Here is a 21,734-nt window from a genome sequence, read left to right on the forward strand (position 1 = left end):
AGAAAATGGAAGCGAGCTTGTCCGTAATAAAAAATACCAACCCCTTGATTATATTGAAATCAAGGATTTTATTTGGCCGAAAAGCCGGGTTGCAACTCATACATTTCGGCCAGCGAATTTAAGTTAGCTGTCAGGAAAACGCGCATGAAGGCATCGATAGTGGTTTTGATCATGGCTGGTATTTGCCAGCCAGTGTTTGCCGACGAGTGCCAATTCGATCAAGAAGCCCGCGTTGAACGTAATATTCAACTTAAGGAGAAATATCCAGGAAGCTATCTTATCGAGAATAACCTGGTTTTAGTCGTTCCTGTCGCCGAGGGGCGAGTAGAAATCACCATTGGCGGTTGTGAGCACTATGGAGTGTCGGTTGAGCTAAAAACAAAAATCGGAACGAAATACCAGAGCGAATCCGAACTAATGGCTCTGATCGTCCGCTTGGCACGAAGCTACTCACAAGGGATAGTGGATACCAATATTTTGGAGCGAGTAATCAAGGAAAAGCAATGGATGCAACCGGGTCCTCCGAGAGCATACCTTCTTAACTACGAGGATGAGGCGACGTTCGAGGTGTATGTGTGGCGCGATGACGAAACGTATGTGTTTGGGTTTAATTATTACAGCTAACCACCGCATCCACAGGACGGCGTCGCTAACGCGCCGCCGCCCGTGAAGCGGCTCGTTAGGTGTAAAAATGAATCTCATCGCTCTTGCTCTGGCATCAACATTAACCTGCCAACCAGCCCTCAATAAGGGATTGGTGGGCCTTTGGGAGTCCACCTCAATCTCAAAAGGTGGGATTGGAAACAATATCGAGTTCAGGATTGACGGATCTTATGTTGCAGCAGTAACTGTGCTTGTTGACCTGCGTTATGAAGTAAAAAATGGGAAGCTTTACACTGGCAAAAACACTGGAGAGCCGGTGTCGTACGAGGCAGGCACAGAAATAAAAGTCGATAACAACACTTTGATACTAATAGGACAGAATGGTGAAAAAGAGGTTAGAAACAGGATAAGCCCAGGAAGAGCCAATTCCATCGTAGGAAAGTATAAATATCGGCATTACACAGGCGCAATTGCCTATGAGAAATTTACGGCCGATGGGCTGATGCAGTTCAGACTCCCAATGCAATCTACACGTGGTTGCTATTTAGTAACTGGAAATGAAGTCAAGGTTACTTCACCAAACCAAGAAGCAAAAACTCTACAGTACAAACTGAGCGCGGGTCGGTTAGTTTTGGTCGATCAGAAGAACCCATCAACATATAAGCATGTAAAAGATGGCGCGTGGTATGAAAGTGGAAACATTGACTATAAGCCACCAGATAAATGAAACACCTAACTTCGCGTTCGAGGCCGACGCGGTGATACGGCGTACCGTTTCTTGGTCTGGTCGTGCCCCGCGCGGCTCAACGCAGCGTTAGGCATTCTAAATGAACAAAGAAATGGCCATAAAAAAATATATTACGACTCTGCCAGGAGCCCTTAAGAGCCGGTATGGCGGCTCTGGTTTATCAGGTTATACGGAAGGCCAGGTAGTTACGACAGTGCAGAAACTAAAATTAAACCAAGAGTACATAAACTATGCGTTGCTTATGTTTTGTGGCAAAAAGGTGTTGATAGATAATGGGAATACTTCAGATAATCTTTTAAAAATGATTGAGTATCTAGATAGTAAAGGCTACTCCGGAAATAATATTGGTGCTAGTGGCGATGGCTCTAATGGGTTTACTGGTTTTATTGGACGACTATTTGAAGCTGGTGACATGGGGGACTTTGATGGCGGTGATGGAGATGGTTAGATGCCTAACAAGAACATCAATGCGTTCGCTTCGCTCACTTGGACGCGCTACCGCGCGCCCATTATGTAATCGTTATGCCTATAAGAATAAAATTGGTCAGCACCCGTTTATACTGGAAAAAATATCCAGCGATGGGGCTTAGAAACAATTCAAAGGGTGCTGAGGCCCTGTTTTACCTACAGCACATGGCGATTTATTTGATCATGTAGCGAGGCGAAATATACTTGCGCTGCATACGAGGTAACGAATGGAGATTCTGGGTTGGGCGTTTTTGGGCGGCATTGTTGGCGCCATTTTGATGGACATTACGGAGCACTTTGCCGGCAGACTTGGTGTTACCAGTGGTGTCAGTGTTGGGCTGGTGGGTCGCTGGTTTCTTGGCCTGTTGCGCGGCCGCTTTGCTTATAATGATATTCAGGATTCGCTCCCGCACAGACACGAGGTCAAGGCGGGCTGGGTGTTTCATTTTCTTGTTGGTGGCGGCGGTGTTGCACTTGTGTACCCGCTTGTGCTCCAGGCATCAGGTGTTTCGCTGGCCATCAATCATCTGCTGGGCGGCGTAGTGTTTGGCCTGGCAACGTCGATTCTTCCATGGTTTATCCTGCTTCCGTCTTTCGGCTGGGGAGTGTTCGGGCGACAAGGCCCGCAAGGCTCCAATGCCTTGCTTGCCAGTACGTTGTCTCATATTCCCTATGGTCTCGGCGTCGGCGGTGTTATTGCCATCGGGTTGTCGTAGCACCTGGAGCCGGCGTGTACAAAAACCAGGTCAAAGAGGATTTGGCGCTTACATAAATACTCAACGGTAACCGGATCGGCTTCATCCGCGCGGAAAGCTCTGAGCGCCGCAGGAACCAAAAGGGTCTGGCTCAATTGAAATTGGTCCGACGTCTTTTGGCAGTGCGCACGAACGTGTTATACAGTTAAACCGAGTTACACTACCTGGAAAAGGAGATTCCATGAGCAAGGAAGATGAAACCGACAACTATCGGTTCACTATCGAGCTGTCAAAGTCGGATGTTTATATATTGCTTTTTCTCGTAGCCATGGTTGCCGGCTGGACTTTCGGTTCGGCGATCTGGCTTTCTTGAGCGCAGTGCTGCGAGAGCATTTTCAAGGCGGCTTCGGTCGCCTTGTTTATGGCCCCTGGAAGCGGGGGGACAGAGGTTGCCCCGTTTGACAGGCCTCCGTTTGCCGTTTGAGCCGGTCGGCTGGGCCACGATTCCTCCCGGCAAAGCCGCGCTATCCCGATCAGTCTGCCTGGTTCCACCATGTGCTGTGGACCGCCTTTTTCCGGTATTTTTGTGGCCTTGCCACGACATCTTGACGAACGCCTTTTTTGTGATAAAGTAAACGAACGTTCACTAACTTAAAGGAGTTCCACAATGATCAGTCCAGACGCCACACTCGACGCCAGCGGTATGAACTGTCCGTTGCCCATTCTTCATACCAAGAAGAGCATCGGCAAGCTGGCTTCCGGGCAGGTGCTGCAGGTGACCGCTACCGATCCGGGTTCGGTCAAGGATATGGAAGCCTTCTGTAACCAAACCGGCAACGAGCTGATTGCTTCCAGCGAAGTGAACGGCAAGTACGTGTTTGATATTCGCAAGGCCTGATCGCGCCTGCATGACCAAGCGCCTGAAGGCCACGGAGAGAAAAGCCTCGATCCTCGCGGTAGCCAAGGTCCTGTTTGCGGACAAGGGTTACCACGGGGTGTCGGTGGATGACATCGCCAACCGGCTGGGTGTGAGCCCGGCCGTGTTGTACCGGCATTTCAGCTCCAAGGAAGCACTGTACGAAGCGGTGTTGCGCGAAATGTCGGAAAAGCGCGAAGACTATGTACGTGCCGCGCTGGCCGAGCCATCAGATTTTCAGAGTATTCTCACGCGCATGACCGAGGTGTTTGTTGAGGCGATCTCGCGGGACCCGGATTACCTGCGCATGGAACTCATGAGTGCGTTGGAAGGCACGCCGGCGGCCAACAGCTTTTTTGAAAATCGCTGGCGCTCTTTTGTTGATTATATTGAGTTCAGCCTGGCCGAACTGGTCGAGGCGGGCCGTGTCGGTGATGTCGATCCGCGCATGGCCAGCCTGTTGTTCCAGGGCATGCTGCGTGAAGCGCTGTACAGCAAATGCATACTCAAGGACAAGCGTTACCGGGACTTCACATTAATCAACCTGGTCAGGCAGTTGATACCCTTGTTTATGGCCGCCATCGGCTACAAGCGCTAGTTTGAGCGCACCGGATCAGGGGCGTGTTATGAGCGTGTTTCTTGCCCAATCAAAAATCGGTGTCGGCTGCTCCTGGTCAGCACCACAAACCTCGCCAGCAACAATACTGCGGCAACACCCAGTCCCAGTATGCAACCCCACCATAATCCCTTGGCGCCCATGCCATGACTGATGCCAAAGTAATACCCGGAAGGTATGCCAACAACCCAGTAGGCGATAAAGGTAATGATGGCAGGGATGGCCGTATCTTTCATGCCCTGCAGTGATCCGTTGGCGGCGACCTGTATGCCATCAAACACCTGGAACAGCCCGGCGATGATGATTAGCTGGATAGCAACGGCGGCAACGTGTTCGTCGCTGGAATAGATTGAGACAATCTGCTCCGGGAAGCTGATCAGCAAGGCGGCGAATACGATCATCACTGCCAACGACATGGTAATGGCCGTGTAGCCGGAACGTCGCGCCTTGATCATGTCACCCGCACCCATGGCATTGCCGACACGAATCGTCGCGGCGCGTCCAAAGCCCAGCGGCACCATGAATGTCAGCGAGGCAAAGTTGATGGCGACCTGGTGCGCGGCGGCGCTGACGACACCGAGTTTGCCCATTAGCAGCGAGATCGTGCTGAACATGCCCACTTCCATCAATAACATCATGGCGATGGGAAACCCGATAGCAACGATTTCGCGAATCAGTTCCGGGCGCGGCGAGCTGAAGCGCGAAAACAGTTCATAAACCCTGTAACGTTGGCTGCGGGCGACATATCCCAGCAGCAGGATGGCGTTAATCCAGACAACGATGGCTGATGATACGCCGGCGCCCGGCGCGCCCATGGCCGGCATGCCCAGGTGACCGAACATGAAGATGTAATTGCCAACTATGTTCAGCAGGAAACCGATGATCTGGCAGACCATGATTGGGCGCGTAATGCCCAGGCCTTCATTGGTAAAGCGCAAGGCCAGGAACAGCGCAACCCCGGGCATGCCCCAGGAATAGGCAGCCAGGTATTTTGACGTGATATCAATGGCGGCGGCATCAATGGACAGCCACGGCATGATGCCGGATACATAACGCACGGCGATAATGCTGGGTATGGACGACAGCAGCGCAAACCACAAGGCGTGCTGGAACACCGGCGCCACGCGTTCGGGTTTGTTGGCGCCAACGTGGTGGGCGATGATGGGCGAGACCGCGATAAACACACCCAGCATGAACAGGAAGACCAGCACCCACAGGCTGCTGCCCATGGCCACGGCGGCAAGATCCAGCGCGCTGATACGACCGGCCATGATGGTATCGACAAAGCCCATGCCCAGCTGGAACACGTTGGCGATAATCAGCGGTGTCGACAGCCGAAGAATGTGTTGTATTTCTTTTTTGATCACCTGACAGCTTCCCGTACCTAGAGACTTCAAGCTGCAAGACCGGGACAGGTCGCGAGTGCTTGTGTTGTGTTACGACAGTGAGTGGCCGATCATACCTGTTGCAATGAGTGCGGCGCCATAGGCAGCCGCATCGTGTTTGGCGGTTGCAACGGCAACGCCCAGGTGAGCCTGGCGGATGTGTGTCCAGGCTGCGTTACGGCCACCACCCCCTGCCGTGTATACCTGCTTCAACGGCGCGGCCCCCAGTTGTGCCAACAGGTCATAGCCCAGTTTTTCGATGTTTGCCATGGCTTCGAGCATGCCCTGGAAAAATGTCACATCGTCATCGGGCCGTGGTTGCAGTTGCGGCAGCTTGTCCGGATCGTTGACCGGGAAGCGTTCGCCCGGCGCGGGCAGCGGGTAGTAGTCGAGGCCGGTGGGCTGGTCCGGTTGCAGCCCGGGCGTCATGGCATCCAGTTGTTCAATACTGAAATACTTTAATAATGTACCGCCACCACAGTTGGAGGCGCCGCCGGCGAGCCAGTACTTGCCGAGGCGATGTGAATACACGCCATGGCGGGCGGAAAATACCGCCGTGTCCGAGAGCAGTTTCAGCGCCAGGGTGCTGCCCAGTGATGTCACCGCCAGGCCCGGCTGCCAATTGATCGTCGGTCCGGCTGCGGCAATAAATGCGGCAATGCTATCAGTGGTGCCGGCCATCACCCGGGTATCGGTGCGAAACCCGAACCGGGCAATGGCTTCGGCGCATACTGGCCCGAAATCGGCGCCGCAAGGCTGAATCTCGGGCAGCAAACCGGTATCAATGTCTTCAGTAACCAGCAGATCGGTTAACCAGTCGGGCCAGCAGTGAGTGGCCGGGTCCCAGCCCAGCTTCAGGCCGTTGTTGGCATCGGATTGGTTCCAGTGGCCGGTAAATTGACCGGCAATCCAGTCAGCCTGTTGCAATACGTGGTGCGTGTTGGCCAGTAAAGCTTGATCCTGCCACCAAAGCAGCTTGGCCAGGGCGCTGCTCGCACTTATTGCTGCGCTGCCGGCACCGTCCGTGGTGCTGCCGGCCGCCGCGGCAATGCGCGCGGCCTGGTCCCGGGCGCGGGCATCGTTATACATGAGTGCGTCGCCCGCGGCTTGGCCGGCCGAGTCGGTGCGCAGCAGTGTGCCCGAGGTGCCATCGACCGCCAGTGCGCGAATCGACGAGGCGGGAACGGAGGCAAACAGCTTGGCCAGGGTGTCAGTAACCGCTCGCCACCAAATGGCCGGGTCCTGGCTGATGGCATCGCCATCGCGAACCGGCGCCGGCATGGGAGTTTGGGCCTGGGCCCGGGTGTTGCCGCCGCGGTCGATGACCACGGCGCGCACGCCGCTGGTGCCGACATCGATGCCTAGATACAGGTCCTGGTTCGCGGCGGCCAGCGTCTTGATCCTATTCGCCGTGGCCTTTCAGTGCCGAGCCGCTGCGTGGTTTTACGCCCCGGCTCTCGTCACCCTGGCGCTCCATTTCCTCACGGGTTGGCAGCGCGCGGGACTCCCTGGGCAGCCAGCCCGGCGGCGGTGCCGGCGGTGCCCAGCCTTCTTTTTGATACTCGGCCTGCACCGTTGTGTAAACTCCGCCACGGACATAAAATTTGGCCCGGAGGCACATGTAGCGGGGCGATGTGGCGGCCACCAGGTCATCCAGAATCTGGTTGGTGACAGCTTCATGAAACGCGCCTTCGTTGCGGTAGGACCAGAAATACAGCTTCAGCGACTTCAGTTCAACGCAGTGTTGATCCGGCACGTACTCGATGTATATGTGGGCGAAATCCGGCTGGCCGGTTTTCGGGCACAGACAGGTGAACTCGGGGGTCTCGATCTCGATGATATAATCCCGCTCAGGGTTGGGATTGTCGAAGGTTTCCAGGTCTTTGGACGGCTTGGTAGGCATGAGTGAATCCGTGTGTTAGCGTTGCGAATCGCCGCGGATTGTAGCGCCTATTTTTTACATAATTAAGCAGAAATTCAGAAATCACAAGGTAGTATGCGTCTTAAACTAGTCAAATTGTCAGGATTCAAATCCTTCGTTGATCCCACTTCGGTGCCGGTCACTTCCAACCTCATTGGCGTGGTCGGCCCGAATGGCTGCGGCAAGTCGAATATTATTGATGCGGTGCGTTGGGTCATGGGCGAGAGTTCGGCCAAGAACCTGCGCGGCGACTCGATGGCCGACGTTATTTTCTCCGGTTCCAATACCCGCAAACCGGTGGGCAAGGCATCGGTGGAGCTGATTTTCGACAACAGCGATGGCCGCGCGCCTGGCCAGTATGCCGGCTTTGGTGAAATCTCCATTCGCCGCGAAGCCTCGCGCGATGGCACCTCGGACTATTTCCTGAACAAGGCCCGTTGCCGCAAAAAGGACATTACCGACCTGTTCCTCGGCACCGGCCTCGGACCGCGCGCCTACTCCATTATCGAGCAGGGCATGGTCACGCGTATTGTCGAAGCCAAGCCTGAAGACCTGCGTGGCTTTCTCGAAGAAGCCGCCGGCATCTCCAAGTACAAGGAGCGTCGCCGCGAAACCGAAAACCGTATCCGCCATGCTCGCGAGAACCTGGAGCGTGTCCAGGATATCCGCCAGGAACTGGAAACCCAGTTGCGCAAGCTCGATCGCCAGTCCAAGGCCGCGGTCAAGTACAAGGAATACAAGCAGGAAGAGCGGCTGGTCAAGGGCCAGTTGTTGTCGCTGCGCTGGAAAAAACTGGATAACAAGCTCGGCGAATTCGATCGCCTGCTGGCCCAGTATGACAACGAACGCGAAGCCATTATTGCCCGCCAGCGCGAAGCCGAGGCACAGATTGAAGCGCTGCGCTCGGAGCACACCGAGGCCAACGATGCGCTGGCCAAGGTGCAGGAAGAATACTATGCACTGGGCGCTGATATTTCCGGCGTCGAGCAGAAGATTCAGCATGCGCGCCAGACCCGCGAACAGCAGTTGCGTGAACAGGAGCAGGTGAACCGCGCCTGGGAAGAAGCCAGCCAGCACCTGACCCAGGACAAGCAGCAGGTGGAACGCCTCACCGGTGAACTGGCCGAGCTGGAACCGTTGCTGCAGGAAGTGCGGAGCAATAACGACAGCCAGCAGCAGGCACGTGAATCGGCCGAGCAGAAGATGAATGACTGGCAGCACGAGTGGCAGCGATTTAACGCCATGGCGGCCGAGCCGGAAAAAACCCGCGATGTGCAGCGTTCACGTATTCAGCAGACCGAGCAGCACCTGGAATCATTGAAACAGCGTCAGTCCCGACTGGGCGACGAAGCGGCAAGTATTGATACCGAGCTGGCCGGCGAAGACCTCGATGGCTTGCGCAGTCGCGCGGCCGAACTGGATCGCCAGTCGCAGGAGCACGAATCGCAACTCGAATCCGTGAATACCCGGGTGCGTGAACTGCGCGAGCAGCTTGATGAAGACGGTGTTGCCCTGGAGGAGCATCGTGGCCAGGCGCATACCATGCAGGCGCGGCTGGCATCATTGCAGGAATTGCAGGATGCGGCGCAAGGCAAGCATGACGAAGCGCTTAATAAATGGTTAGGTGATCACGGCCTGGAGCAGGCGCCGAGACTGGCATCCATGATCGAGGTGGAAGCCGGTTGGGAAAAGGCTGCCGAACGGGTACTGGCGCTGCAATTGTCGGCAGTACGCGTGGACAGCTTCAGCAGCCTTGCTGCCGATGCGGCAACCCTGGAAACCGACCTGGTCATGGTCGATGGCAGTAACATCAACAGCGGCGCCATCGCCGCCGACAGCCTGCTGCACAAGGTCAAGGCCGATGTGTCACTGGCACCGTGGCTGGCCCATGTGCGCGTTGCCGATAATCTTGAAGCTGCCATGGCCAGGCGCAACGACCTGGCGGCTCATGAATCCATTATCACCCGCGATGGTGCCTGGCTGGGCGCCAACTGGCTGAGCATTGTTCATCCTGAGGGTGCGCGTGCCGGCATGCTGCGTCGCCAGCGTGAAATGGATACGCTCACCGGGGAGCTGGCCCGGCACGAAGCCGAAATCCAGCGCCTGGAAGCAGAGCAGGGCAAGCTGCGTCACGAAGTGCAGGAGCTGGATCAGCAGCGCGAAAGCCTGCGCAGGACCCTGAACGAACATAACCAGAAACGTACCGAGGCCCACGCGGCCCTGGGCAGCAAGGAAGCCAGGCTGTCCAACCTGACCGAACGTCGCCAGAAAATTGCTGATGAGCTGGCGGAAATTGGCCAACAACTGACCAACGACGCGGCATCATTGGAAGAAGCGCGCAAGTTGCTGGGTGAAGCCGAAAGCATGTCCGGCAGCCTGGAGCAGCGCCGAGAGGAACTGCAGGCACGACGCAACCAGTACCAGCAACAGCTGGAACAGGTGCGGGCCGATGCCGCCCGTGCCCGTGACCTGTTGCAGGAGCGCGAGGTTGAGCGTCAGCGCATGACCACCTTGCTTGAACAGACCCGTCAAAGTGTCGAGCGCCTGGAAAAGCAGCTGCAGCAGCTGATCAGTCGTCGTGATGAACTCAACCGTACGCTTGCCAATACCGAAGACCCGGCAACGGGACTGAACCAGCAGCGCGAAACCCTGTTGCACAAGCGCCAGGGAGTTGAAGAACAACTGACCGGCGCCCGTCGCCATACCCAGGAGTTGGAAGCGGCAACGCGCGAGCAGGAAAAGAATCGCGCCGAGTGCGAACAGGAAGCCCAGGAATTGCGTGGCAAGACCGAGGAGCAGCGCCTGGCCCGCCAGGAAACATCGGTGCGCCGCGATACCATTGCCGAGCAGGTTGCGGAGACCGGTAACGCGGTCAAGGACTTGCTTGAAGCCATGCCAGAAGAAGCAAGCGAAGCGTCCTGGACCGAAGAGCTGGACAAGATTGGCAAGCGTATTACCCGGTTAGGTCCGATCAACCTGGTTGCCATCGAGGAATTCGAGGAACAAAGCGAGCGCAAAACCTATATCGACAAGCAGTACGACGACCTGACCCAGGCGCTGCAGACCCTGGAAGAGGCCATGGGCAAGATCGACAAGGAAACGCGTACCCGCTTCAAGGAAACCTTTGACAAGGTGAACACCGGCTTGCAGGCCTTGTTCCCGCGCCTGTTTGGTGGCGGTCATGCCTACCTTGAACTGACCGGCGAAGACCTGCTGGATACCGGCGTCTCCATCATGGCGCGTCCGCCGGGCAAGCGTAACAGCACCATTCACCTGTTGTCGGGTGGCGAAAAAGCCCTGACCGCGGTGTCGCTGATCTTCTCCATCTTCCAGCTGAACCCGGCGCCGTTCTGCCTGTTGGACGAAGTCGATGCACCACTTGATGATGCCAACGTTGAACGTTACAGCAAGACCCTGATTGAAATGGCGGCCGAAACCCAGCTGATGTTCATCACCCATAACAAGATCACCATGGAGATCGCGGACCTGTTGCTGGGCGTCACCATGTCTGAACCAGGCGTGTCACGACTGGTATCCGTAGACGTGGAAGAGGCTATGGAAATGGTTGGGTAGGATGCTATGGATCTGCAATCAGCGCTATTACTCATCGGAGCAGTGATTATCGCGATTGTGGTGTTGACCAGCGTCGATCGGGCACGCGCGGCCAAGCGGCTGCGTGAACACAGCCGAACCGCGCCGGCCGGGATTGTCCGCTTTGCGCGGGATGCGCTGAACAATGTTGAAGACCGACTCAAGCCACATACCCGGCTCGATGTAAATCCCGGTCCGCTTCGCGCATCCGGGGCGCGTTCGTTGCGCACCGATGCGCCGATGCCGGAAATTGATCTTGATGCCCTCGATGCCATCGACGGACCCGAGCCGGATTCCTTTATCGAATCACTGGAAGGATTCGAGCAGATGGCGGCCATGCCGCTTGATGTCCGTTATCACGGCGAACTTGATGACGAAGAGGAAATGATCGATGTCGAAACCGGCGAGACCGTCCGCGAGACCGGCAACGCCCGGTCATGTATGCCCAATGAACAAATCGATTTTATCATCAGCCTGCCGGGCAAGGGTCCGGTTCAGCGGGACAAGGCGTTGGGTATATACAAGCAGAACGAATACATGCTCGACAAGCCGCGCAGCATATATGGTTTGCGCTACATCGATGGCACCTGGTCCTGCCTCGATAGCGATCCTGAAACCATGCAATACAGTGACCTGGCGCTGGCTATCCAGTTGGCCGATCGTCATGGCCCGATCAAGGAATCCGAGCTGAACACGTTCAGCCAGTTGGGTCTCAAGCTGGCCGATAACCTGCGTCGCCCATGCAAACACCCGCTGGAATACGAGGATGCGATGGAGCGCGCCGATGCGCTGGATGCGTTCTGCAAACAATTCGATGCCATTGCCAGTATTCAGGTGTTGCCGGAAGTGGCGGCAGGATTCCGGGGCAGCAAGATTCACAAGGCTGCGACCAGCCTGGGCATGAGTTTTGGCCCCATGGACATTTATCATCGAAAGAATAATGAGGCTGTCGGTTGCAAGCATATGTTCAGCATGGCCAACCTGTTTGAGCCAGGCACTTTTAATCGTGAAGGTATGGAAGACAACATGATACGGGGGCTGGTGTTGTTCATGCAGATTCCCCTGGCTGCTGACCCGGCTGCTGCATTTGAGGAAATGGCTCGTGTCGCTGACCAGTTAAGCACGGTTCTTGATGGTCGTATGCAGGATCCGGATGGCAATGAACTGACCCGCAAAGGCATCAAGATCATTGCCGCGCAGATTCAGGAGATGTCACAGCACATGCGCGCCTACACCATCGCTCCCGGAAGCGAGACCGCGTTAAGGTTGTTTAATACATAACGACGAAGGCGGGCGCGCAAGCAGGTCGATAGCCCGTGCGAACAAATGCCTGTACTATACAAGAGTTGATTTGCTCTCCAGGAAAAGAAACCGTGCCAGGGTCCAAGACAAGCCGCGCCGACGCAGGGAAAAAGATCCACAACCTGCGCGAGCAAATCAACCATCACAACTACTTGTACTATGTGCTCGACAAGCCGGAGATTCCCGATGCCGAGTACGATCGCCTGTTTCGTGAACTGCAGGCGCTGGAGCAGCAATTCCCCGACCTGGTAACTGTTGAATCGCCTACCCAGCGTGTTGGCGCCCGGCCCTTGAGCGAGTTCGCCAAGGTCAGGCACAGCATTCCCATGCTGTCGTTGTCCAACGTGTTCGAAGACAATGAACTGGCCGAGTTTCATCGTCGCGTAACCGATCGCCTGGATACGGACAGCATACGTTATACCGCTGAACCCAAGCTCGATGGGCTGGCCATCAGTATCCTGTATGAAGACGGTGTACTGGTACGGGCGGCAACCCGTGGTGATGGCGAAACCGGAGAGGATGTCAGCCATAATGTTCGCACCATTGAAACGGTGCCCTTGAAACTGCAGGGCAAGGTCTTCCCGAAACGCCTCGAGGTACGTGGCGAAGTGTTTATGCCGCTGGCCGGTTTCGAAGCCATGAACCGGCGTTACCGTGAAGCCGGTGAAAAGACTTTTGCCAACCCGCGCAACGCCGCCGCCGGCAGCTTGCGCCAGCTTGATCCACGTATTGCTGCTGAACGCCCGCTGGAAATTTATTTTTATGCCGTTGGCGAAGTCAGTACCGATGCGGTGCTACCGGACTCCCATTACGACCTGTTGCAACAATTACGCAGCTGGGGTTTGCGGATCTGCCCGGAAGTCCGGCAAGTGGATGGCTATCCAGGATGCCTGGAGTATTACCGCGATATCCTGAAGCGTCGCGACACGTTGCCTTATGAAATTGACGGCGTTGTTTACAAGGTGGACAGTCGCCAGCAACAGCAGGAGCTGGGGTTTATTTCACGTGCACCGCGCTGGGCAACAGCGCACAAGTTCCCGGCACAGGAAGAAATGACCGTGCTGGAAGCCATTGATGTGCAGGTCGGGCGTACCGGCGCCATTACCCCGGTGGCCCGGTTGCAACCGGTATTTGTTGGTGGCGTGACTGTTACCAATGCCACCTTGCATAATCGAGACGAAATTGAACGTCTTGATGTGCGTGTTGGTGATACGGTCGTGATTCGTCGTGCCGGTGACGTGATACCGGAAGTGTTATCGGTTGTGACCAGCAAGCGCAAAAAAGGCGCGCGCAAGTTCAAGTTCCCCGCGCATTGCCCGGTCTGTGATTCGGAAATTGTTTACGAACGTGATGGCGTCGTCGCCCGTTGCAGCGGTGGCCTGTACTGTGATGCCCAGCGCATCCAGTCAATTATTCATTTTGCTTCACGCAAGGCCATGGATATAGAAGGCCTTGGCGACAAACTGGTGGAACAGCTGGTGGACAAGGAATTGATCCATGACATCAGCGATATCTTTGTTCTGAATAAGGATGACGTTGCCGCACTGGATCGCATGGCCGACAAGTCGGCCGAAAACCTGCTCAATGCCATCACCCGGGCCAGTGCCACAACACTTAACCGGTTTTTGTTTTCTCTCGGTATTCCGCTGGTGGGCGAGGCCACGGCACTGGCACTGGCCAAGCACTTCGGTAATCTCGACGAGCTCATGAAAGCCGGGGAAGAGCCGTTGCTGGAAGTGCCCGATGTCGGCCCCATCGTCGCGGAAAGTATTCACGCGTTTTTTCATCAACAGCATAACCAGGAAGTTATCCGGCGCCTGCAAGAGCGCGGTGTGCATTGGCCGGATGTCGAGGTCAAGAGTGCGGAACAGTTGCCTTTGGCCGGCAAGACCTTTGTTGTGACCGGTACACTGTCTTCCATGAGCCGTAGCGAAGCCAAGCAGGCGCTGCTGGATCTTGGTGCCAAGGTGGCCGGCAGTGTCTCCAAGAAAACTGACTATGTTGTCGTTGGTGCGGATCCCGGTTCCAAGGCTACCAAGGCAGAGGAGCTGGGGGTGGCGATACTGGATGAAAACCAGTTCCTGAAAATGATCGGTAGCGTGGCCTGATGGCCCGGGCAATGCTCGTCATTTATCTGATGCCGACACAATACCTTTTTTCGCGAACAATTACTTTGCCTGCAAGATTACGGACGATTAAAACTGCTGGTAACTGCCAGGCATCATTTTATCCAGTCCATCAATTCTGCTGCGGTACAAAAAGCCCATTAAAAATAAACAATATAAAAATAGTTTAAAAGATTGCCTTAATGCCTATTGGTTGTGTGGATAACGGGGCGGGCATAGTGTAAAAAATATTTTACATATTCCCCAAACCCGTCTATAAATTTAATGTCAACGGTAAACAATAACTATTAACAATAAGACCATGTCCAGATGGCTTTGCCGTGATACGTCGCTACATGAATCTGCATAGACGGGGGAAACCATGAAACTCACTGGATTGCAAACATTTATAACGTTGTTGTCGTTGTTGGCCGTGACAGTATCCGCGCAGGTTTTGGCGGAGACGAACCCGTTTCCGCACCGGGACAAGTTCAAGGACGTCAAGGTAATGGAGATGGAGGTGCTCAAGGCTACTGCGGAAAATGTCACCATAGTGGATGTTCGCAGTCGCTACGAGTATGACACCTTGCATATCAAGGGCGCTGTGAATATTCCATTGAACAGCGACAGTTTCGGCCAGAGTATTGCCGATATTCAAAAAGCGGAAGGCAAACAGATTGTTTTCTACTGCAATGGCGGAAAGTGCAAAAAGTCATACGAGGCAGTACAAAAGGCGCGCAAGGCCGGTGTTGCCGACTGCATTGCCTATGACGCCGGGATATATGCCTGGGCACAAAAGGTTCCTGAACAAAGCGTGTTGCTGGGAAAGACTCCCATGCGTTCGGCAGACTTTATTGATAACGACCGTTTCAAGTCTCGTCTTATAGATGCCAGGACGTTCGAGGCAAAAAAGAGCGGCGGTGGACTGATCCTGGACATTCGTGACCGGGCACAGCGAGATACCCAGGTATTCCCGTTCGAGGAAGAGCGCGCCGAGCTTCGCGAAATCGACCGGATCAAGCAGATCATTGATAATTCCAGGAAGCAGGGCAAGACGCTACTGGTCTATGACAAGGTCGGCAAGCAGGTGCGCTGGTTCCAGTACCTGCTGGAACGGCAGGGCGTCAAGAACTACTACTTCATGAAGGGTGGATCGGAAGGTTACTACGAGGAAAAGCTGGGCAAGTTCCGCTTTGATCAAGCCGGCGGCTGACGAATAATTTCATTTCATTGCTGCAAATTCAGGGCCGGGTAACCGGCCCTTGTTTTTTTTAACAAGTTTTTTCTTGAACATAACAGCGGGGTATTTGCATTGCATGGCGTTGACGTATACTCGCAGGCAGTAAAGCCACGATCAAAGCGAGGTACCTGGCCATGATAAAATATGTCGAAAAACTGGCAAAATCCCTGCTCGGCATTGACTACAAGGAACTGTCGGAAGAAGAAAAGCGCGTTATCGACAGTATCGCCAGCGAAGAAGTCGTTGTTGAAAATATCAACGATGTTTTCGCCGAGGAAATCACCTTACCGCAGAAAATTGCCGATCATGTTTCGCGCGGTGTCGGCTCCTGGTCATTTATTATCGGTTTCACGTTGTTGATGGCAGGATGGGTGGCATACAACTCGTGGCTGGTGATCAGCCCGGACCGGGTATTCGACCCTTACCCGTACATCCTGCTGAACCTGGGGTTGTCAACCGTAGCGGCATTGCAGGCGCCCATTATCATGATGTCGCAAAACCGCCAGGCGGCCAAGGACAAGCTCAAGGCCGAGGCCACCTATGAAGTCGGGCTCAAGAGTGAGCTCGAGATCATGCTGTTGCACCAGAAGGTGGACGAGTTAAATCACATGCTCAGGGACCTGGGCGCCAGGGAGTCCGGCGAGCAGGTGTAAGCCGTCACATCACAGCCACTTGAACACATCGTGAACAAAAAACACCAGGATCTCAAACGCGATCAGCCAGATAATTATCCATTCCAGCATGGATGAGTGCTTGTGTTTCTGTTCGTCAGAAATCATTTCCAGCAGTTCGTGAATGGTTTCCAGCTTCTTGCTTAACACATCAACGCGTTGCCGAACTTCCAGGTAATCGGCGAGCATGGTGTAAAAGCCATCCAGCTCCGGGTATTCCCAGAAAAAATCGGGTACGTCCAGCAGATCATAACGCAACATGACATCGCTCTTGGCGATGAACAGCTTGCCGCGCATCTGGGCCAGTTCCTTGCCGCGCAGTTTTGAGCTGCCGGTGGTGGCAATATTTTTCGGGATATACGTGGTTTCAACAATGGTATCGGAAACCCGCTGCTCAAACAGCGCCAGCTTGGTGGATTGGGCGATGGCATGACAGACGGCGATGCGCGTCATAATGTCATTGTCAGGCAGGGTGATGTGATCGTTTTTTACCGAGCGACTGCTTTCAATGACTTCGCAGGTGAATTCGTCCTCAATGGTGCTGCCGACCAGGTTACCGGCGCTGTCCCGAATCCGGTCGAGGAAACGCTTGCGGTATTCGAGGCTGGTATTCCAGAACACAACAACGCCGTAATCAAAAACGAAGATATCGCTTTCAAACCACTCGATGTGGATGACATTACGGTAAATGGCATGGCGCTGGTTGGCGAGAAACCCCTGCCGCATGGCGGCAAAATCGAACTGGTCGCTGTAACACAGCGCGTAGATATCGGCGATATTGCTCATCGGGACCTTTCTGGCTTTGCAGGTTAACGGCCACGGGCCTCCATGCGCCGCAGGAATTCGGACATGATTTCCGTGTAGAGTTGATCGCCAAGATACTTGTCTTCGACGCCGGATTCAATGCTCGGGTTGTCATTGACTTCAATGACGACCACGCGCTTGCCGCTTTGCTTGATATCGACACCGTACAGCCCGTTGCCAATCAGCTGGCTGGCCTTGACCGCCGCGTCCAGTACCGCCTTGGGTGTTTCAAATGTGGGCAGCGTGTCATATCCGCCGGACTTGGTTGTGTCGCCATGCTTGTAGATTTGCCAATGGTTGCGCACCATGTAGTAGCGACAGGCGTACAACGGCTTGTTGTTGAGTATGCCGACGCGCCAGTCGTAATCGGTGTACAGGTATTCCTGCGCCAGCAGCAAGGATGATTCCTTTAACAGGGTTTTGACGCCGGCTTCCAGTTCCTCGAATGTTTCCACCTTGATGATGCCTCGCGAAAACGAACCATCAGGAATTTTCAGTACCAGTGGCAGGCCACTTTCTTCGACCAGCGCCTTTAGGTCATCGCGATCCGGCTGGTTCAGCACCATGGTTTTGGGTGTGGGAATATTGTGATTACGCAGCAGGTCAGCCAGGTAAATCTTGTTGGTGCAGCGCAGGATGGACGTCGGGTCATCGATAACGACCATGTCTTCCGATTCCGCCTTCTTGGCGAAGCGGTAGGTGTGGTTATCCACGGCCGTGGTCTCGCGAATGAACAGGCCGTCGTACTCCGGCAGGCGCATGTATTCCTTTCGCGTGATTTGGTCCACGGCAATACCAAGATTGTTGGCCGCTTTCTCGAACAGCTTCAGCGCCTTCTTGTCGCTGGGCGGCATGGCTTCGTTGGGATCCACAAGTATCGCCAGGTCGTAGCGATAGGATTTTCGGGTTCGCGGTTTGCGCCACATCTTCCGGCTGAATTGCTCAAAGGTGGTGGCAAAGGCTTCCTGCTCTGCCGGGTCGACCAGGTTTTTCAGGGACGATGGTCGTACCTGGCGGATTTGCCAGCCGCCCTTGTAGGCCAGCTGCACTTCCAGTATCGGGCACGGGTAGTGCTCAAATACCATTTGTGCGATGCGCGAGTGATCCGGGTTCAGTGCTTCGCCAAACCAGCAGGTGAATTGCAGGGTATCGCCGGCCTTGCCTTCAGGCAGCTTTTGTAACAACTTGTCGGCACCGTCGAGCATCATCGGCAGCCGCGTACCACGGGCAAGGTCATTGATGGTTCCGGCAGACGGGAACACGTGATGGCCACGCGCCTCGGCAAGCAGTGAACAATAATATCCGGTGCCGAGATAGCGATAGCTTCGGCACAGGTTGATTACGCGAACGCGGTTCTTTTTGTCCGCGCCCACCTTGTGAAGATAATCGTCGAAAGTGATGACGTCCTGGCTGGGGTAGTAAGGTTGCCAGTCGCCGGGTTTGTCGACAACGACATAAAAAGCGGTCATGCGTGTTTGTGACTCGGAAAGTCAGGGTGGCATATTCTTTATCGGCTGTTAAAAAAGCACAACAAAAATTTATTGTTGGTGGTCGCCGTCTGTCGGCGATATCATCCAGATTTTTCTGGGGCAGGTATGACGCTGTTAATGACCGACTTTGATCCGGGAATGTTTGCCGATTCCTACCGGTCGGGACGCAGCCGTTTTATTGACGCCTGCGACAGGCTGTCCGGCCCCGCGGTGATAGAGCGCCAAAGTTTCCCGCATCCCTTGCCCGGTCCCGACGGCCAGGAATTGTTCAGCGACGTCGTGTTTGCGGCAACGCGACCGGACCCCGATGCCGTGCTGGTGGTCATGTCCGCCACCCATGGCGTTGAAGGGTTCGCCGGCTCGGCCGTGCAGGCAGACCTGTTGGCACTGTTGCCGACGCTGCTCGCGCAACAGCCCGGTCTTGGCGTGATTCTCATTCACGCGGTCAATCCCTGGGGTTTTGCCTGGTTGCGCCGCTGTGATCACCAGGGCATTGATGTGAATCGCAACTGTATCGATTTTGCATCGGTGCCCGGAAGCAGTTCCGACTTTGATGCGTTATACCATACCGTTTCGGCGCTGGACTGGCGCGATCCGAACGCGATACAGGCGCTGTGGCAAAACCAGTCGATAAACGATTTTGTAGAGCTGTTCGCCCACGGTCATTACCTGGGCGATCAATGCCCGTTTTTTGGCGGCCACGCGCCGGGCTGGAGTCGACAACTGCTGGAAACCGTTGCCTCCCATTCGTGGATTGGCAAGGCCCGCAATATTGCGGTTGTTGATGTGCATACCGGTCTTGGTCCGTACGGCTATGGCGAGTTGATCAATGATCACGTGCCCGGTACGGCCGGTTTTGACCTGGCCTGCAACTGGTACGGCGCCAATGCCACCTCGGCACTCAAGGGTGAATCCTGTTCCGGTGTTAAATCCGGGCTGGTGGACTACCTGTGGCATGATGTCATGGGTGATCGCGGCAGTTTCGTTACCCTGGAGTTCGGCACCTACCCGGTGACCGACTTGCTGACATCGCTGCTGCAGGAGCAGGCATACTATAATGATTGTGCCCGCAACGGTCAGGCGCGATCACTGGATCACGAGGCGGTACAGGCATTGCGAAAATTTTTCTATCCCGAAGAGCGGTCCTGGCAGCAACAGCTGTTGTTCCGCGGTCGCCAGGTTGTCGATCTGGCCGTGGCCGGCATGACCCAGGATTCCCGATCATGAGCCGCGTAACAAAGCCGGAGGTTCTGCTTCGGGCTGCCACCCGGGCCGATATCGGTGAACTGGTTAATATTGAAGCCACCTGCTTCCAGACGGACAAGTTGTCGCGCCGCAGCTTTTTAAACCTGGTGCGCCCGGGACCTCACGACCTGATTGTCGTCGCCGATGGTCAGCGCATTCTTGGTTATGTGTTGAATCTTTATCGTCATGGCACCAACCTGGCGCGTATGTATTCCATTGCCGTGTTGCCCGAAGCCCAGGGCAGGGGGCTGGCCGGCAAGTTGATGGAAGCCGCCGAGGCCGCTGCCATCGCCCGCCACTGTGTGTTCATCCGCCTGGAAGTGAATGTTGGCAACAAGCCGGCATTGGCGCTGTATGAAAAGCGCCACTATCGCCGCATAGGCCGGATTCGTGGTTATTACGAAGATGGCGCCGATGCCAACCGCATGGAAAAACACCTGAACCTGCCGGGCGCGGGTTCAAAGGCCGCCAAGCCCTATTATGAACAAACCACCGATTTTACCTGTGGCCCGGCGTCGCTGATGATGGCCATGAAAACCCTGGACCCGAAATACCGGTTCAGCCGCACCGAGGAACTGCAAATCTGGCGCGAGGCAACAACCATATTCATGACCTCGGGCCATGGCGGTTGTTCGCCGCATGGTCTTGCGCTCAGCGCCTGGCAGCGGGGCTTCAGTGTCAGCCTGTATATCAATTATGCCGAGGCACCGTTTATTGACGGCGTGCGCGATGACGAAAAGAAGGCGGTAATTGAACTGGTACATGAGGACTTCCTGGCACGCATCGACAAGACGCGGATCAGGCTCAATGTGCAGGAAATGGACGGTGCGCAACTGGATGCCATTATCGGCAACGGCGATCCCGTGATTGCACTTATCAGTACCTGGCGTCTTAACCGCAACAAGGCGCCGCACTGGGTTTACGTGACCGGTATCGATGATGAATTTATCTATATTAATGATCCCGATCAGGAGACGGATCCGCACCTGACGGAAATGGACTACATCCATGTCCCGGTGACGCGGCCCATGTTCCAGGGTATGGCGCGTTTCGGTCGCAAGCGCCTGCGCTGCCTGCTGGTATTGCACGGGCTGAGAAAAAAGCGGAACTAATGGCCCGGTAAAATGATTCCCGTGGTAACGGCAACCGGGCTGGCAGAAAACTCACACCCGGTGCAGGCGTTTCTGGTTTTCCCGGTCCAGCGCGGCAACAAAGTGACTTAACCGGTTTTTGTCGCGCGGTTGCAGGTCAATAAAACTTCCACCAATCAACGCCAGGCTGGTGTTGGCAATATTCTTCTTGAACTTGATCTCCAGCGGGCTGCTGATGGTCTTTGTATCATCAACGTGCAGCGTACAACGGGCCAGGCGTTCACCGGTCTTTACATCCTGTACCTCGGTGGCGTTGACGCGAATGCCGATACCGCCAATGGAGATGTCATGCAGTGTGCCCTGGATCGTGGCACCGGTTTCGTCGGCCAGGATCACCAGGATGTTACGGGTGACACCCACTTCAACGCGGTAGTGATTGCGCATTTGTCGTGACAACAGGAACGGCGGCAGGCTGCAACGGTAACTGATGGCGCCGTTTTTTCTGCCCTTGTTAATGACCGTGGTGCTGAATGCCAGTTGCGCGCCACGAAAACGAATCATCATGCGCAGGGTGACACCCTTGTCGACAAAATTGTTGGCGGCCAGCGGTTGCAGCTCATCCAGGTCCAGTGTTTTGCCGTCAGCATTCACGCTTAGTATCATGGAATTGAACAAGTCGTCGCGGTTGTGCAGTTGCACGGTGAACTGGTCGCGCGTTTCCAGGATAGCGTTAAACAGGCCGGCGATGCGCGCCGCCTCGGTAATGCGTTCGATTTCGAAGGTGTTATCGGTGACTGGTTCTTGTTTCAACATGCCAAAAACATTCGGAAAACGGGTTTACTG

General features: G+C 55.2%; 19 protein-coding genes and 1 pseudogene. 14 read left to right on the forward strand and 6 right to left on the reverse strand.

Annotated features, from left to right (window positions below):
* Positions 1 to 144: 144 nt before the first annotated feature.
* The 7 genes from OEZ10_06670 (at position 145) to OEZ10_06700 (ending at position 4,028) form a co-directional block, all read left to right on the forward strand.
* Positions 145 to 624 carry a hypothetical protein gene (locus tag OEZ10_06670; GenBank protein MDH5632666.1) on the forward strand — a complete coding sequence of 160 codons (480 nt, stop codon included), beginning with the start codon at positions 145 to 147 and terminating at the stop codon, positions 622 to 624.
* A gap of 67 nt (positions 625 to 691) precedes the next feature.
* On the forward strand, positions 692 to 1,330 hold the full coding sequence (locus OEZ10_06675) for a hypothetical protein (protein MDH5632667.1): 639 nt from the start codon (positions 692 to 694) through the stop codon (positions 1,328 to 1,330).
* A gap of 100 nt (positions 1,331 to 1,430) precedes the next feature.
* Positions 1,431 to 1,799, forward strand: a complete 369-nt coding sequence (locus OEZ10_06680; protein MDH5632668.1) for a hypothetical protein — start codon at positions 1,431 to 1,433, stop codon at positions 1,797 to 1,799.
* A 247-nt stretch (positions 1,800 to 2,046) separates the two neighbouring features.
* Positions 2,047 to 2,535, forward strand: coding sequence for a DUF2938 domain-containing protein (locus tag OEZ10_06685; GenBank protein ID MDH5632669.1), 489 nt, complete (start codon positions 2,047 to 2,049; stop codon positions 2,533 to 2,535).
* Between the two features lie 220 nt (positions 2,536 to 2,755).
* Positions 2,756 to 2,887: a hypothetical protein gene (locus OEZ10_06690; protein MDH5632670.1), complete on the forward strand. Its 132-nt coding sequence runs from the start codon at positions 2,756 to 2,758 to the stop codon at positions 2,885 to 2,887.
* Between the two features lie 294 nt (positions 2,888 to 3,181).
* Entirely contained in the window at positions 3,182 to 3,412 is a 231-nt protein-coding gene (locus OEZ10_06695; protein MDH5632671.1) for a sulfurtransferase TusA family protein, read from the forward strand.
* 10 nt (positions 3,413 to 3,422) lie between these two features.
* Positions 3,423 to 4,028: a TetR/AcrR family transcriptional regulator gene (locus tag OEZ10_06700; GenBank protein MDH5632672.1), complete on the forward strand. Its 606-nt coding sequence runs from the start codon at positions 3,423 to 3,425 to the stop codon at positions 4,026 to 4,028.
* Positions 4,029 to 4,054: 26 nt separating this feature from the next.
* Here OEZ10_06700 and OEZ10_06705 read toward each other — a convergent pair whose 3' ends face one another.
* The 3 genes and pseudogenes from OEZ10_06705 to queF all read right to left on the reverse strand — a co-directional run bounded on the left by OEZ10_06705 (position 4,055) and on the right by queF (position 7,334).
* A complete protein-coding gene (locus tag OEZ10_06705; protein MDH5632673.1) occupies positions 4,055 to 5,413 on the reverse strand; it encodes an MATE family efflux transporter in 1,359 nt (452 codons plus the stop codon).
* A 69-nt stretch (positions 5,414 to 5,482) separates the two neighbouring features.
* A complete protein-coding gene (locus OEZ10_06710; GenBank protein ID MDH5632674.1) occupies positions 5,483 to 6,802 on the reverse strand; it encodes an FGGY-family carbohydrate kinase in 1,320 nt (439 codons plus the stop codon).
* 166 nt (positions 6,803 to 6,968) lie between these two features.
* A pseudogene (gene queF / locus OEZ10_06715) lies at positions 6,969 to 7,334 on the reverse strand (preQ(1) synthase).
* Positions 7,335 to 7,427: 93 nt separating this feature from the next.
* Here queF and smc point away from each other — a divergent pair.
* From smc to OEZ10_06740, 5 genes are all read left to right on the forward strand, one after another.
* Positions 7,428 to 10,925 carry a chromosome segregation protein SMC gene (gene smc / locus OEZ10_06720; protein ID MDH5632675.1) on the forward strand — a complete coding sequence of 1,166 codons (3,498 nt, stop codon included), beginning with the start codon at positions 7,428 to 7,430 and terminating at the stop codon, positions 10,923 to 10,925.
* A 6-nt stretch (positions 10,926 to 10,931) separates the two neighbouring features.
* Positions 10,932 to 12,224: a cell division protein ZipA C-terminal FtsZ-binding domain-containing protein gene (locus OEZ10_06725; GenBank protein MDH5632676.1), complete on the forward strand. Its 1,293-nt coding sequence runs from the start codon at positions 10,932 to 10,934 to the stop codon at positions 12,222 to 12,224.
* Between the two features lie 92 nt (positions 12,225 to 12,316).
* Positions 12,317 to 14,353, forward strand: coding sequence for an NAD-dependent DNA ligase LigA (gene ligA, locus OEZ10_06730; GenBank protein ID MDH5632677.1), 2,037 nt, complete (start codon positions 12,317 to 12,319; stop codon positions 14,351 to 14,353).
* Between the two features lie 379 nt (positions 14,354 to 14,732).
* Complete coding sequence (locus OEZ10_06735) at positions 14,733 to 15,563, forward strand: rhodanese-like domain-containing protein (protein ID MDH5632678.1); 831 nt, start codon at positions 14,733 to 14,735, stop codon at positions 15,561 to 15,563.
* A 161-nt stretch (positions 15,564 to 15,724) separates the two neighbouring features.
* Entirely contained in the window at positions 15,725 to 16,243 is a 519-nt protein-coding gene (locus OEZ10_06740) for a DUF1003 domain-containing protein (protein ID MDH5632679.1), read from the forward strand.
* 9 nt (positions 16,244 to 16,252) lie between these two features.
* Here OEZ10_06740 and OEZ10_06745 read toward each other — a convergent pair whose 3' ends face one another.
* Together OEZ10_06745 and OEZ10_06750 are read right to left on the reverse strand one after the other, a co-directional pair.
* On the reverse strand, positions 16,253 to 17,047 hold the full coding sequence (locus OEZ10_06745; protein MDH5632680.1) for an RMD1 family protein: 795 nt from the start codon (positions 17,045 to 17,047) through the stop codon (positions 16,253 to 16,255).
* A 23-nt stretch (positions 17,048 to 17,070) separates the two neighbouring features.
* On the reverse strand, positions 17,071 to 18,534 hold the full coding sequence (locus OEZ10_06750; GenBank protein MDH5632681.1) for a RimK family protein: 1,464 nt from the start codon (positions 18,532 to 18,534) through the stop codon (positions 17,071 to 17,073).
* 126 nt (positions 18,535 to 18,660) lie between these two features.
* Here OEZ10_06750 and OEZ10_06755 point away from each other — a divergent pair, with 126 nt between their 5' ends.
* Complete coding sequence (locus OEZ10_06755; protein MDH5632682.1) at positions 18,661 to 19,782, forward strand: M14 family metallopeptidase; 1,122 nt, start codon at positions 18,661 to 18,663, stop codon at positions 19,780 to 19,782.
* Positions 19,779 to 20,912, forward strand: a complete 1,134-nt coding sequence (locus tag OEZ10_06760) for a GNAT family N-acetyltransferase/peptidase C39 family protein (GenBank protein MDH5632683.1) — start codon at positions 19,779 to 19,781, stop codon at positions 20,910 to 20,912. Before OEZ10_06755 ends, OEZ10_06760 begins: the two co-directional genes overlap by 4 nt.
* 51 nt (positions 20,913 to 20,963) lie before the next feature.
* On the opposite strand, the gene OEZ10_06765 is transcribed toward OEZ10_06760, so the two are convergent.
* Positions 20,964 to 21,704, reverse strand: a complete 741-nt coding sequence (locus tag OEZ10_06765; GenBank protein MDH5632684.1) for a flagellar brake protein — start codon at positions 21,702 to 21,704, stop codon at positions 20,964 to 20,966.
* Positions 21,705 to 21,734 lie beyond the last annotated feature (30 nt).

The sequence above is a fragment of the Gammaproteobacteria bacterium genome, from assembly GCA_029880545.1.
GTDB lineage: Bacteria > Pseudomonadota > Gammaproteobacteria > Acidiferrobacterales > SZUA-150 > JAOUOD01.

Excerpts from the sequence above, each read along its gene's own strand:
- OEZ10_06670 (MDH5632666.1), top strand. The coding sequence starts at position 145 with ATGAAGGCATCGATAGTGGTTTTGATCATGGCTGGTATTTGCCAGCCA.
- OEZ10_06675 (MDH5632667.1), top strand. The coding sequence starts at position 692 with ATGAATCTCATCGCTCTTGCTCTGGCATCAACATTAACCTGCCAACCA.
- OEZ10_06680 (MDH5632668.1), top strand. The coding sequence starts at position 1,431 with ATGAACAAAGAAATGGCCATAAAAAAATATATTACGACTCTGCCAGGA.
- OEZ10_06685 (MDH5632669.1), top strand. The coding sequence starts at position 2,047 with ATGGAGATTCTGGGTTGGGCGTTTTTGGGCGGCATTGTTGGCGCCATT.
- OEZ10_06690 (MDH5632670.1), top strand. The coding sequence starts at position 2,756 with ATGAGCAAGGAAGATGAAACCGACAACTATCGGTTCACTATCGAGCTG.
- OEZ10_06695 (MDH5632671.1), top strand. The coding sequence starts at position 3,182 with ATGATCAGTCCAGACGCCACACTCGACGCCAGCGGTATGAACTGTCCG.
- OEZ10_06700 (MDH5632672.1), top strand. The coding sequence starts at position 3,423 with ATGACCAAGCGCCTGAAGGCCACGGAGAGAAAAGCCTCGATCCTCGCG.
- smc (MDH5632675.1), top strand. The coding sequence starts at position 7,428 with ATGCGTCTTAAACTAGTCAAATTGTCAGGATTCAAATCCTTCGTTGAT.
- OEZ10_06725 (MDH5632676.1), top strand. The coding sequence starts at position 10,932 with ATGGATCTGCAATCAGCGCTATTACTCATCGGAGCAGTGATTATCGCG.
- OEZ10_06735 (MDH5632678.1), top strand. The coding sequence starts at position 14,733 with ATGAAACTCACTGGATTGCAAACATTTATAACGTTGTTGTCGTTGTTG.
- OEZ10_06740 (MDH5632679.1), top strand. The coding sequence starts at position 15,725 with ATGATAAAATATGTCGAAAAACTGGCAAAATCCCTGCTCGGCATTGAC.
- OEZ10_06745 (MDH5632680.1), bottom strand. The coding sequence starts at position 17,047 with ATGAGCAATATCGCCGATATCTACGCGCTGTGTTACAGCGACCAGTTC.
- OEZ10_06750 (MDH5632681.1), bottom strand. The coding sequence starts at position 18,534 with ATGACCGCTTTTTATGTCGTTGTCGACAAACCCGGCGACTGGCAACCT.
- OEZ10_06755 (MDH5632682.1), top strand. The coding sequence starts at position 18,661 with ATGACGCTGTTAATGACCGACTTTGATCCGGGAATGTTTGCCGATTCC.
- OEZ10_06760 (MDH5632683.1), top strand. The coding sequence starts at position 19,779 with ATGAGCCGCGTAACAAAGCCGGAGGTTCTGCTTCGGGCTGCCACCCGG.
- OEZ10_06765 (MDH5632684.1), bottom strand. The coding sequence starts at position 21,704 with ATGTTGAAACAAGAACCAGTCACCGATAACACCTTCGAAATCGAACGC.